This window comes from Neobacillus sp. S1115 (assembly GCF_055385565.1).
In genome coordinates this window covers 5,975,540-5,988,827 of record NZ_AP038275.1, presented here as the reverse complement: position 1 = coordinate 5,988,827, position 13,288 = coordinate 5,975,540, and the positions used below count along the sequence as shown (strand labels likewise).

The following is a 13,288-nucleotide window of genomic DNA, read 5'->3' as shown; positions in this document are numbered from 1 at the left end:
ACAAAATCAGGCGAGTATATTCAGAATATAGAACAATAAACCCGACAAAGTGACGAGTAAATGTAAAAAGAGTATTTTAATAGGGGGGAAGACATATATAATGATTCAACACAAAAAGCCAGTCCATTCAATTTGAGATGGACTGGCCTTTTTCATTTTCTGTTAGCCTATATATTGGTGCTTTTTCGTTGAAGTCTTAGAACCATGAATCCTGCTGCAACTAAAGCTAGTCCAATAACCATGTAGGTATACATAGATGTAGCCGTATTTGGCAGTGCATGGCCAGTGGTAGCTGCAGCTGTTGCTGTAGCTGCCTTTACAGGTGTGGTAGTTGTTGTCGTATTTGTATTCCCTTGTGGTGCTGGATTCTGAGTATCCGTGCCACCAGGGTTTGGTGTTGGATCCACGACAACTGGTTTTTCGATGTTCTTAATTTCAATGGTTCCTACTGCTTCTCTGTCACATTCATCTTTTACATAAACAGTATAAACACCATTTTCTGTTACTTGGAAGGCAGCGTCTTTAATGTCGGTGCCTGCAGCTTGGAAGTCCTGAGCGGCCTTTGTACCTGGAAGCCATTTCAGAGCTTGTACGGTGTCAGCGTTGGTTTGAACCTTAATGGTTACTGGGTCCTTAGTCGCTTCAACCGTTGATGGAGTCAATTGAATCGTAAGCACTTTTTCAGGGAAAAGCGGTGCTAAGATCTTGTCTGCCAAATTTGCAAGCGCCTGATGGCCTGCAGCAGTTGGGTGAACCCCAATTCCTAATTGAGGAACTTCATTAGTTAAAACATATTGAGCTTGTTTTCCGTTAAAAGCTTTAAATGCATCCGCCAAATAGACTCCTTTATCAGGATTGGCAACAGGTTCGATTAAGCTTTTGTTAACCAAAGAAATTAACTGATCTCCAAGTTGATGGAAGATAGCAAGTTGTTGGTTATCCGGAACTGGATTATAAAGATTGTAAAGAACGATCGGAGCAGAGCTGTTTAGTGCTCTAATTTTTCCGACAATCTTAACTAGATTATCACCTAACTGAGGTACACCGGCAGCTGCTTCTGCCACAAGGGCTGCAAGTTGTTCCTCTGTCATGGATCCAAGAATTTCTGGATTTTCTAGTAGGTTCTGAATACCGGTAGTCTGCAAAAGATCATTGCCGCCTATGTACAATGTAATGGCATCTGCATTTTTAACAGCATCTGAAGTTTTCGCATTGCCAAAGTTTGCTAGCAATTGTGTTGATGTTTGGCCAGAGACTCCGAGATTAGTAACGTTGTTTTCTTTCGCGCCTAATTTTCCAATTAAACTAGGAAAAGGCTTTTGGCCTGCTGCAAGACCAGTCCCTGCAGTGATAGAATCCCCTAATGCGACGATACTGCACTGACATTTGTTTTCGTCATTGTTTGCAAAAGCAAATGCCGAAAAGAAGGTGTTCAGCGCGAGCATAAGGATGAAAAGAATAGAAATGCGTCTCAACTTCACTTTCATACCCCCAATATTTTTTATAACGAACAATTTAATTATAATTGTCATTTTTTCTCAATCCCACAAATACAATTCTTCAAATATCGGAAAAATGTTCGCTATTTCGTTATTATTTTGCAGAATTTAACATATTTTGCTAAAATTAGCTAATATTTTTTTCCTATTAAACTTTTGAATGATTGAGCCAATAGAACTAATGCTAGCGATCATGAGAAAAGCGAGGGGGGATGAGGCAATGGCAAAACGTTTGAATAAATGGCAGATGAAAGAGTGTGAGGTACCAAAAAAGATGGAGAAAATACGTTTAAACGAACCACTATAATGGCAGCAAGCTAAATGGTTGTGCCCGTAACTCTTTAATTTTTTAAATAAACCTTACAATCGAAAAATAAAAAACCAGCCCACAAAAGAGGCTGGCTGAAAAAAATTTAATAGAATCGTTTAAATGCTTCAAAGTGCGAAGCGTAGTACGCGTTGCTTAAATTGGAAATCTTCACGCCGCCGTCGTTAGCGTCGATGAATTGGTTATTGCCCATGTAAATGCCCACATGGGAGATTCCTGGCTTATAGGTGTTAGAGAAAAACACCAGGTCGCCCGCCTTAGGCTGGTCGACATAATACGAACGGTCGTAGTAGCCGGCAGCGGAAGTGCGGCTGATTTTCTTTCCAGCCTGATTGGCCACGTAATAAACGAAGCCGCTGCAGTCGAAGCCGGACGGGCTGCTGCCGCCCCAAACATACGGCACACCGATTAAGCTCTTGGCAACAGAAATCATCTGCGTACTAACATCACCAGTTGGCGCCGGAACCGGCGTCTGCCCTAGCACCTTAATTGTCTGGCCGGCATAAATCATATCATAAGTTAAATTGTTTAGCGCCTTCAGGTTATCGACAGTGGTATTATACCTAGTGGCAATGGAACCGAGTGTATCGCCGCTTTTGATCACATAATCGGAAACGTCCGCTGCTGCTGGAGGCGGAGTTACCGGTGCCGGTGCTGCAGGGGCAGGAGCTTGAGCGGTACCATTTTGCCCAGGCACCTTCAGAGTTTGTCCAGCATAAATTCGATCCGAACTAAGACCATTTAATGATTTCAATTGCTGCACGGTGGTGCCGAACTTTAGTGCAATCTTGCTCAGGCTGTCGCCTGAGACAATTGTATAATCCTGAGTCCCGTTCACAGACGGGGAAGGGGCTGGAGCGGGAGCTGAGGTAGCAGGCGGTAGAACCACCACAGGCGCTGGCGCAGCTGCAACAGCATTCGGGTTCGATACCTTCAATACCTGTCCTGGAAAAATCAACGTGCCGCTAAGGCTGTTCCACTGTTGAAGCTCGCCGACTGTCACGCTGAAGCGGTTGGCAATCTTGATCAGGGCGTCACCCTTCATAACCGTATAGGTATCCCCTGGCTGAGCAGATGGAGAAGGAGCAGGAGCTGCACTAGCCCCAGGACCGGGAATCTGTAACGTTTGTCCCGCATAAATGAGATCCGAGCTTAACCCGTTTAACGACTTAATATCATTAATAGTTGTTTTATATGTATTGGCGATTTTTGATAAAGTGTCGCCTTTTTGTACCTTATATGTATCCGCATGGGCCGCGCCCGCATAGGCGATAGAGAGAAGGGCGGTTGTCGACAGAGCCCGAACGACGGTTTTACTCACGAATCAGTCACCTCTTTTATTCTATTTTTCTATGTATTTTACCATAGATTGCTAATTTATTGTTCGAAAGTCGAAAAATTTGTGAGAAATTAACAAAAGAACACGACTGTTACAGAAAATTCTACAAAATTCATAAATTTGTTACAAAATTCAACTGGAAATCTATTTACATTCCACTACTTTTCTATTATTATGAAAAACAATGAGATGATGGAGGGACAGGTCGGAGTGGAGAAGAATGTAGAGAACGTCAGCATGAAGGCTGACTTTTCAGAGATTGTCAAAAAAACATATGACAAGGCCATGCAAGAAAAAGAAATTTCCCTGAATCAATTAATCGAGGATTTAAAAGAAGACCTTAGACATTTGGTAGCACTTTAATAATATATGGAAGACTGCTGGGCTAAAAAGCTGGCAGTTTTTTTGTGCCCTTTTTTCAGGGAGGGCCAGCCTGGTTCTGGTTAGCACCGCCTTTTTGAGGCAGAAGAACCGTCCCTGTGCATCAAAAAAAGCGAACCTCTCGGTCCGCGCTTCCCATAGTCACTATTGCTAATTATGATGCACGAGAACCGTCCCCATGCATCACTTACTGATCAAATACGCAGCCAATGCTTCGCTCCATAGTTGTGCGCCTTTGTCGCTTGGCCCGGTCTGGTCCGGCGATAAGTACTCTTTAATCGCTTCGGTATTTGCATCTGGCCATGCTGTCCAGTGGTCCAGATAGGCAATTCCGTTCTTCTTTGCATAGTCCTTCAACTGCGCTACTTGAACTGGGTAATTCTTTGCTTTATATAGCGGAACGGACGGCTGCAGGATAAAGGCGACGCCAGGTTTCTCTGCCTTCACAGCCTCCATCACGGCCGTTAAATCCGCTAATGATTTATCTATCCCGACAGCACCGTTATTCTGCAAAATAAACGGTTCATAAATAACCAAATCAGCTCCGAGTCTAGCAACGTCTTTCTCTTTATTCTCCTTCAAAAATTGGCTAGAGTTTGAGCCATATGTATACAAATCTACCTCGACATGTTTCGTGCCGAACGCATCCTCAAGCTGCTTCTTCACAAGCGGATAAGTCCCGTCACCTTCAGAGCCAATCGCCCCCGACCCAACAAACAAGATCTTAAACTTAGCCCCATCAGCAAGCGTCTTCTTAAACCGCTCCACAGCGCCGGAAGGCCAATTTTTCGTAAGCGAGAGCACATCCTCCTGCCCCTTAGCAGCAGCCGAACCAGCAGCCCCGCCACGCGACTTCTTATAGTCCTTCTGAAGCGTCGTATAATAATCGGTCTTCATATTCGCGGATGTGTCCTTAATTTGCTGTTTCCAGTGCGACTGCCCAAAATATAAAACTATAATAAAAATAATTCCTAATAATACTACCATCACTTTTTGCATCTCTACATATAACCCCCAATCCACGTTGCTCCCCTATTATAACAGAAAAAATCTGAAAATAATTCCAATTTCCTCCTTAATCAAACAAAAATCTCCAAAAACTTGTGACTAAAGACAGCGAAAAAAGAAATTGCTTCCAAATCCACATATCCTCTTCTAATTTCTTACAAAAAGGTGTTTAATAGAGTGAGTGAGTTTTATTTGACAATTTTCGCATAAACATGACAAATTATGCTATAATACTCTATTGTAACTAGTTATTCAGGAGGACGAAATGGAAGAGACTATTAGTTTAAAAGAGCTGCTCGAAACGTTGAAAAAGCGTTTAGCGTTAATTGTATCCATCACCCTCATTGCTGCAATCATCAGCGGTGTGGTCAGTTTCTTTTTCTTAACCCCGATTTACCAAGCTTCAACGCAAATCCTTGTTAACCAAACGAAAAATGACCAAACGGCGTACAGCCCAAGCGAAGTACAAACAAACCTGCAATTAATCAACACCTACAATGTCATCATCAAAAGCCCGGCTATTTTAGATATCGTGGCGGACGATCTCAAATTAGGCTTGAACGCGACCCAATTAAATCAAAAAATCACTGTCGGCAGTGAAAAGGATTCTCAGGTTGTCAACGTATCCGTACAGGATTCAAACCCGGACACGGCAGCCTTGATTGCCAACAAAACCGCTGAAGTGTTCCAATCGGAAATCGTCAAGATCATGAATGTCGACAACGTCAGCATCCTGGCAAAAGCACAAACTGTTGAAAATCCATCACCGATAAAGCCAAAACCATTATTAAATGTGGCAATCGCCTTAGTGGTCGGCTTAATGGCAGGTGTCGGTCTGGCCTTCCTATTAGAATATTTCGATAACACCATCAAAAACGAACAAGATGTCGAAAAAGAGCTAGGCCTGCCGATCCTTGGCGTCATTGCCCAAATCGATGATCAAAAAATCGAAGAGTTAAAACAGCGCAGAGCCGCGAAAAAAACAGGAGTAAGAGGTGAGACTTATGGCTCTTAGACGAAAAAAGAAACAGATAACGAAGGACCCAAGCCGTAAGTTAATTACATCGATTGCACCAAAATCGCCGATTTCTGAGCAATATCGGACAGTCCGTACCAATATTCAATTTTCATCGGTCGATAAAGAAATTCGAGTGATCATGGTAACCTCTTCCGGTCCCGCCGAAGGAAAGTCGACAACAGCAGCCAATCTGGCGGTGACCTTCGCCCAGCTTGGTAAAAAAGTACTTTTAGTCGATGCAGACCTGCGTAAGCCAACCGTTCATCATACATTCGGCGTCACCAATCTTTTTGGCTTTACAACTGTCCTAACAAAACAAAGAACGCTTGAAAACACGATCAACGAGACGGAAGAGCCGGATCTTTATGTGTTAACAAGCGGACCGATTCCACCAAACCCTGCGGAACTCTTAAGCTCCAAATCGATGGAGCAGTTTATCGAAGAGGCTAAAAGCGTATTCGATTATGTGATTTTCGACACACCGCCATTACTAGCGGTAGCAGACCCGCAAATTCTGGCGAATCAATGCGACGGCTCGATTTTGGTTGTCTATAGTGAAAAAACAGAAATCGACCTGGCGAAGAAAGCAAAAGAATTGTTACAAACCGCCCAAAGTAAGCTGTTAGGTGTGGTATTAAATCACAAAGAAGTTCAGAAGAGCGACTACTACTATTATTATGGGGCATATGGCACAAAAAATTAACATCATTCGACACAATTCGTCAGACTTCATCCCTATATATGTGGTAATATAGTGGAAAGTGTTATAAATGAGGAAATTATCAGAAAAGAGTGTTAGCGATGATTGACCTACATTGTCACATTTTGCCTGGAATTGATGATGGGGCGAGGAATTTGTCAGAAAGTATCGAGATGGCAAGAACGGCAGTCAAGCAAGGGATTCGAACTATCGTGGCGACACCTCATCATCTAAATAATCAGTACGAAAACCCAAAACAAATCATTTTGGAAAAAACAGCTGAGTTAAACCGCCAATTACAACAAGAAAATATAGATATAAAGATACTCCCAGGTCAGGAGGTCCGCCTTCACGGCGAACTGCTCGATGGTCATAAAAAGGGCGAAATCCAGCCGATTCACAACACGAATTATGTGTTGGTGGAATTCCCCTCCAATCACGTCCCGCGTTATGCCAACCAGTTGTTTTATGATATGCAGCTGGAAGGGCTGATACCGATTATTGTCCATCCAGAACGAAACCAGCAAATCATCGAACAGCCGGACATCCTGTATCGAATGGTTGAAAAAGGGGCGTTAACCCAAGTAACGGCCGCCAGCATCTGCGGTGATTTTGGGAAAAAAATCAAACGCATCACGATGCAATTAATCGAAGCAAACTTAACGCACTTTATCGCTTCCGATGCCCACAATGTGAAGAATCGCACGTTCAGGATACGTGAAGCCTACGACATCATTCAAAGAACGTACGGAAATGAAATGGTTTACCTTTTTCAAGAAAATGCAGCCAATGTCGTGAACGGGTATCATGTGTACAAAGAAGTACCCGAGAAGATTAAAAAGAAGAAGCTTTTTGGTATCTTTTAACCGATTAAGCCGATAAGAAAAGGCTGGAAAATTAAACATTCATTTCAGGGCATGATGCATGCCTTGAACGGTGAGGCTTCCCTGTCCGTTATCAAAGGGAGCACTCGGTCATGCTGTGGGGCTTCTCTTCGGCAAAGAGTAGGTCCTTAGACGCATGTCGTCAGGAGCGTGATGTGAGGGCGGGTTAGATGCCCGGTTTAAAAAATAAACAAAAAAACAATAAATATCTAATGAAAGGATAGGTGTAAAGGCACCTGCATTTCCATTAGGTATTTATTTTTTTGTCCAAACGATATTCAAATATACATAGAAAAAAAGGGGGAAAATATCGGTGACATATGGGAAGAGACTGACCACACTGGCGCTATTGGATTCGGCAATCATCCTGACAGCAATCTACATAAGCTACTGGACGCTTAATCCGATGATTCAAATTCTCGAGAGCCCGATTGTGCTCGTGACCGCGCTGACATTATTAATTTGCCATCATCTATTTGCTTTTTATTACAAGCTTTATAACAAAGCGTGGCAATACGCGAGTGTGGGCGAATTAATCGCGATTGTAAAAGCCGTGACATTGACGATTGCGGCAGCGGCCGTTATGCAACAGGTCGTGTTTGACAATATTTATGTCCGGGCTTTGATGATCACCTGGATGATCCATGTCCTGTTTATCGGCGGTTCACGCTTTTCATGGAGAATGTTCCGCGATAACATCATGAACAAACAGAAAGATATCAAAAAAATGCTCATCATCGGGGCTGGTTCAGGCGGAACGATGGTTGCGCGTCAGCTGCTTCATAATCATGACATTGATTTAAAGCCGGTGGCGTTTATCGATGATGATCCAAGAAAGTATAAATTGGATATCCTAGGCATTCCGGTGGTTGGGAATTCCAGCGATATCGTAAAGACCGTTGAAAAATACAAAATTGATAACATTATCATCGCGATTCCTTCTTTAAGCAAAAAGGAAATCAATCGCATTTTTGATGAATGTGCTAAAACAAAGGCCAAAACACAGATCATTCCAAAGTTGGAAGACCTAATGACCGGTAAACTATCCGTAAATGAATTCCGCGATGTCCAGGTGGAGGATTTACTAGGCAGGGAACCGGTAGAGTTAGATATTAATAGTATTTCAGAATATGTGTCGGGAAAAACAGTTCTGGTAACTGGAGCAGGTGGTTCGATTGGTTCAGAAATCTGCCGGCAGATTTGCAAATTCAATCCTCAAAAAATTGTCCTAGTAGGGCATGGCGAGAACAGCATCTATTTGATTGATATGGAGCTGCGCCGTCAATACGAAGGACAAATTGAGATTGTTCCTGTAATCGGTGATATTCAGGATCGGAACCGGATCTTTGAAGTGATGGAAGAACACAAACCGTTTGTCGTTTACCATGCGGCTGCACACAAACATGTTCCATTAATGGAATACAATCCGAGAGAAGCGGTAAAGAATAATATCTTCGGGACAAGGAATGTGGCAGAAGCTGCGGATACATTTGGTGTTCATGCATTTGTGTTGATTTCTTCAGATAAGGCGGTTAATCCTCCAAATGTTATGGGGGCAACAAAACGGTTTGCGGAGCTGATTATTCAAAGTCTGGCGCAGCAAAGCTCGACAAAATTTGTTGCCGTTCGGTTTGGAAACGTACTTGGCAGCCGCGGCAGTGTCATTCCGTTATTTAAAAAGCAGATTCAAGCAGGCGGACCGGTTACTGTTACACACCAAGACATGACACGATACTTTATGACGATCCCTGAAGCTTCACGACTTGTTATTCAGGCAGGCACCCTTGCTCGTGGGGGAGAAGTATTTGTCCTAGATATGGGTGAGCCCGTAAAGATTGTCGATCTAGCTAAAAACCTTATTAAATTATCAGGATTTTCAATAGAAGAAATCGGGATTCGATTTACAGGTCTTCGTCCTGGAGAGAAAATGTACGAAGAGCTCCTCAATGCCAATGAAATTCATCAAAAGCAGGTTTTCCCTAAGATTCATATCGGCAAGGCTAATGTTATTAATGCCGACGTTTTAAATCGTTTAATAAACGAATTATTAAAAATGTCTGAGCTAGAAATGCACGATACGTTAATAGCTGTTGCTAACAATAAGTATGATACTTCTTCGTTAATAGCTGTTGCCTATTAATCGTTTCTTGATAGAGTTTTCGATCGTTTCGATAAATTTCTGACCGTAAAAATAGTTGAAGGTGACATAAAAATGAAAAAAGTACGTAAAGCGATTATTCCAGCAGCAGGCTTAGGAACGCGGTTCCTGCCTGCTACAAAAGCAATGCCAAAAGAAATGCTGCCCATTGTTGATAAACCCACGATTCAATATATCGCTGAGGAAGCGGTAGCTTCTGGTATCGAAGATATTATTATTGTTACTGGTAAAACAAAGCGGGCGATTGAAGACCATTTCGATTACGCTCCTGAACTTGAACAAAACTTAATTGAAAAAGGAAAAACCGACTTACTCGACAAAGTCCGTTACTCCACAAATTTAGCTAATATACATTATATACGGCAGAAAGAGCCAAAAGGTTTAGGGCATGCGGTATAGTATGCAAGAAATTTTATTGGGGATGAACCGCTTGTGTTTTTGCTTGGTGATGATATCGTGCAAAGTGAAACACCTTGCTTGAGACAGCTAATTAATATATGAAGAAACTCAGTCATCTGTTATTGGGATTCAGATAGTTCCGGATAATGAGACACATCGATATGAGATTGTTGAGCCTTCAGTTCAAGAAGGAAGAAAATATCAGGTTCATAATTTTGTTGAGAAACCCGCACCGGGAACGGTGCCTTCTAATTTAGCGATTATGGGTCGGTATATTCTTACTCCGGAAATCTTTATGTTGTTGGAGCGGCAGGAGACTGGTGCTGGTGGAGAAATTCAGTTGACGGATGCAATTCAGAAGTTGATTCAGATACAGCATGTGTTTGCTTAGATTTTGAGGGTAATCGGTATGATGTTGGGAAGAAGATTGGGTTTGTGAAGACGACTATTGAGTTTGCTTTACAGGATTGTAATTTAAGATTAGAACTGCTTCCTTATCTTGAAGAGCATATGGATGAGATGAAAGTGAAATAAAAGAGGAATAAGGCCTGTGTGCATTTGAATGAACATGGGCTAATATTCTGAAACTTTTAGTGGGTTAGTAGTTAGTTGAAAAACCTGATACTCGCTTAAGTACTAATTTACTAAAAAACAAAGGGGAGTTCTTCAATGTATTTAATTATTAAAAGATTGATAGATATCATTCTTTCTTTAATAGGATTAATTATTTTATCACCCATTTTTTTGATTTTGATAATAGCAATAAAAGTTGATTCCAAAGGTCCGGTGCTGTTTAAACAAAAACGTGTTGGGATTAATAAAACCCATTTTAATATATTAAAGTTCCGAACAATGCGAATCGATACTCCGAAGGACACGCCGACTCATTTACTAAACAATCCAGAACAATACATTACGAAGATGGGTAAATTTCTAAGAAAGACATCGCTTGATGAACTACCGCAAATCTGGAATATCTTTGTGGGACAGATGAGTATCATTGGTCCAAGACCGGCTTTGTGGAACCAATATGACTTGATAGCAGAACGTGATAAGTATGGGGCTAATGACGTTCGACCTGGTTTGACTGGATGGGCTCAGATTAATGGCAGGGATGAAATTCCTATTGTCATTAAGGCAAAGTTAGATGGCGAGTATGTTATGAACATTAGTTTTTGGATAGACGTTAAATGTTTTTTTCTGACAATCATTAGTGTATTGAAAAGTGATGGGGTAATTGAAGGCGGAACTGGAGCTAAGAAGGAAGTTGCGAGTACTAAAATGACCGGTACTTCAGGAAAGTAAACTAGTTCAATAGATTTTGGAGGCTAAAAATTCACTATGAAAATATTAGTTGTCTGTCAATATTACTACCCAGAACCTTTTCGAATTACAGATATCTGTGAATCTCTGGTAAAAAAGGGGCATCAAGTGACAGTTTTAACTGGCCTCCCTAATTACCCTGAGGGTAAGATTCTTAGCGAATATCGAAATGGGAAAAAAAGAGATGAAATAATTAACGGTGTAAGAGTAATAAGAAGTTATGAAATTGGTCGAGGAAACAAAAAAATTAAGCTTTTCTTGAATTATTTCAGTTTTGCCTTATCAGCATCATTTAAAGCATTGTTTATGAAAGAAAAGTTTGATGTAATCATGGTCAACCAACTTTCACCCGTTATGATGGGAATACCGGCAATCACATATAAGAAGAAGCATAAAAGGAAGGTTCTTCTATATTGCTTAGATTTATGGCCAGATAGTTTAGCTGCTGGCGGAATCAAGGAAAGTTCGTTAGTATACAAACTTTTCTTAGGAATTTCTAGATGGATCTATAATTCAGCAGATTCCATAGCGGTTACTTCTAGTATGTTTAAGGATTATTTTAAAGACACTTTAAAAGTGAATAAGGAAGAAATACACCATTTACCTCAATATGCTGAAGATTTATTCACTAGAACACCCGAGGTTTCTAAACAGAGTAAATACAATTTTGTTTTTGCGGGAAATATAGGTGACATGCAAAGTGTTGAAACCATAATTAAAGCGGCAGATTTATTGCGTGAAGATAAAGACATTACTTTTCACATTGTTGGGGACGGGTCTAAATTAGAAGAGTGTAAAATGCTTAGCAGCAAGCTTTCGTTAGACAACATTATATACTATGGAAGACAACCGTTAAGTGAAATGCCAAAATATTATAGTTTAGCAGATGCCATGTTAATTACTTTAAAAAATAATAAAACCATTTCATACACGCTACCAGGTAAAGTGCAATCTTACATGGCAGCTAGCAAACCTATAATTGGCGCAATTAATGGTGAGGCACGACGTGTAATAGAAGAAGCTGAATGTGGTTTTTGTTGTGATGCTGAAAATTATAATGAATTAGCAGATTTAATCGTAAAGTTTTGCAGTAGTGATAGTAAAGAGAATATGGCGAATAACTCATCAGATTATTACATTAACAATTACAGCAAAGATAAATTTATATCGGTGTTAGAAAATACTCTATTAAACTTGAGGGGATAAGGATGTTTAAAGATAAAACTTTACTAATTACAGGTGGTACTGGCTCTTTTGGAAATGCGGTAATGGAAAGATTCCTAGATACAGATATTAAGGAAATCCGTATTTTTTCTCGTGATGAGAAAAAGCAAGATGATATGAGAAAGCTTTATAAAAATGATAAATTAAAGTTTTATATAGGTGATGTGCGGGATTTGGCAAGTGTCAAAAATGCCATGCATGGTGTGGACTATATTTTCCATGCGGCAGCTTTAAAACAAGTTCCTTCATGCGAATTTTTCCCTCTTGAAGCAGTAAAAACAAATATTATTGGGACAGATAATGTTTTAACAGCGGCTATTGAGTATGGAGTTAAAAAGGTGATTTGCCTTTCAACCGATAAAGCAGCTTATCCAATTAATGCGATGGGTATTTCAAAAGCAATGATGGAAAAAGTATATGTTGCTAAATCTAAAACTGTTGATCCGGAAATGACACTTATTTGTGGAACTCGATATGGTAATGTAATGGCGTCTCGTGGCTCGGTTATACCGTTATTTATTGAGCAGATTAAAAATGGACAGCCTTTAACAGTGACTGATCCCAATATGACAAGATTTCTTATGAGTTTAGAAGAGGCGGTTGAGCTAGTTGTGTTTGCTTTTCGTAATGCTGAGGCAGGAGATATTATGGTTCAAAAATCTCCAGCAAGTACAATTGGTGACCTCGCTCAAGCTGTAAAGGAATTGTTTAATGCAGATAATGAAATAAAAATCATTGGCACACGTCATGGTGAAAAGCGTTATGAAACATTGCTTACTAAAGAGGAATATGTTGTTGCAGAGGATTTAGGCGGTTTTTATAGAGTTCCTGCTGATCAAAGAGACCTTAACTATGGTAAGTATTTTGATGAAGGTAACAAAAAGCTAACCACAGTCGCAGAATATAACTCTGATAATACTGAAATTCTTACCGTTGAGCAGATTAAAGAAAAGCTGCTTCAATTGGAGTATGTTCGAACCGAATTAAAGGAATGGAATAAACGGGCTCACGTATTGAACTAAAGGGT

11 protein-coding genes and 1 pseudogene are annotated in these 13,288 nt (G+C 40.7%); 9 read left to right on the top strand and 3 right to left on the bottom strand.

Features of this window, described 5'->3' with window-relative positions; translation table 11 throughout:
* Positions 1-167: 167 nt before the first annotated feature.
* Both ACZ5B7_RS29075 and ACZ5B7_RS29070 read right to left on the bottom strand, forming a co-directional pair.
* Entirely contained in the window at positions 168-1,481 is a 1,314-nt protein-coding gene (locus ACZ5B7_RS29075) for a GDSL-type esterase/lipase family protein (RefSeq protein ID WP_464492034.1), read from the bottom strand.
* Positions 1,482-1,912: 431 nt separating this feature from the next.
* Entirely contained in the window at positions 1,913-3,148 is a 1,236-nt protein-coding gene (locus ACZ5B7_RS29070; RefSeq protein WP_464492033.1) for a C40 family peptidase, read from the bottom strand.
* Between the two features lie 228 nt (positions 3,149-3,376).
* Between ACZ5B7_RS29070 and ACZ5B7_RS29065 the strand changes: the two genes are divergently transcribed.
* Positions 3,377-3,529, top strand: a complete 153-nt coding sequence (locus ACZ5B7_RS29065) for a hypothetical protein (protein WP_464492032.1) — start codon at positions 3,377-3,379, stop codon at positions 3,527-3,529.
* Positions 3,530-3,730: 201 nt separating this feature from the next.
* On the opposite strand, the gene ACZ5B7_RS29060 is transcribed toward ACZ5B7_RS29065, so the two are convergent.
* Positions 3,731-4,570, bottom strand: coding sequence for an SGNH/GDSL hydrolase family protein (locus ACZ5B7_RS29060; protein WP_464492031.1), 840 nt, complete (start codon positions 4,568-4,570; stop codon positions 3,731-3,733).
* Between the two features lie 250 nt (positions 4,571-4,820).
* Here ACZ5B7_RS29060 and ACZ5B7_RS29055 point away from each other — a divergent pair, with 250 nt between their 5' ends.
* The 8 genes and pseudogenes from ACZ5B7_RS29055 (at position 4,821) to ACZ5B7_RS29020 (ending at position 13,283) form a co-directional block, all read left to right on the top strand.
* Positions 4,821-5,570 (top strand): YveK family protein, encoded by a 750-nt coding sequence (locus ACZ5B7_RS29055; protein WP_464492030.1) that lies wholly within the window; start codon positions 4,821-4,823, stop codon positions 5,568-5,570.
* Entirely contained in the window at positions 5,560-6,276 is a 717-nt protein-coding gene (locus ACZ5B7_RS29050; RefSeq protein WP_464492029.1) for a CpsD/CapB family tyrosine-protein kinase, read from the top strand. The genes ACZ5B7_RS29055 and ACZ5B7_RS29050 overlap by 11 nt, the downstream gene beginning before the upstream one ends.
* Before the next feature lie 98 nt (positions 6,277-6,374).
* Positions 6,375-7,139: a tyrosine-protein phosphatase gene (locus ACZ5B7_RS29045; protein ID WP_464492028.1), complete on the top strand. Its 765-nt coding sequence runs from the start codon at positions 6,375-6,377 to the stop codon at positions 7,137-7,139.
* 331 nt (positions 7,140-7,470) lie between these two features.
* The gene (locus ACZ5B7_RS29040; protein WP_464492027.1) at positions 7,471-9,297 is read left to right on the top strand and encodes a polysaccharide biosynthesis protein; all 1,827 of its coding nucleotides are present in this window, start codon (positions 7,471-7,473) and stop codon (positions 9,295-9,297) included.
* A gap of 72 nt (positions 9,298-9,369) precedes the next feature.
* Positions 9,370-10,248: pseudogene (gene galU / locus ACZ5B7_RS29035) on the top strand (UTP--glucose-1-phosphate uridylyltransferase GalU).
* 135 nt (positions 10,249-10,383) lie between these two features.
* Positions 10,384-11,019: a sugar transferase gene (locus ACZ5B7_RS29030; protein WP_464492026.1), complete on the top strand. Its 636-nt coding sequence runs from the start codon at positions 10,384-10,386 to the stop codon at positions 11,017-11,019.
* 36 nt (positions 11,020-11,055) lie between these two features.
* Complete coding sequence (locus ACZ5B7_RS29025) at positions 11,056-12,243, top strand: glycosyltransferase family 4 protein (RefSeq protein WP_464492025.1); 1,188 nt, start codon at positions 11,056-11,058, stop codon at positions 12,241-12,243.
* Positions 12,244-12,245: 2 nt separating this feature from the next.
* Positions 12,246-13,283 carry a polysaccharide biosynthesis protein gene (locus ACZ5B7_RS29020; RefSeq protein WP_464492024.1) on the top strand — a complete coding sequence of 346 codons (1,038 nt, stop codon included), beginning with the start codon at positions 12,246-12,248 and terminating at the stop codon, positions 13,281-13,283.
* The last annotated feature ends 5 nt before the right edge of the window (positions 13,284-13,288 follow it).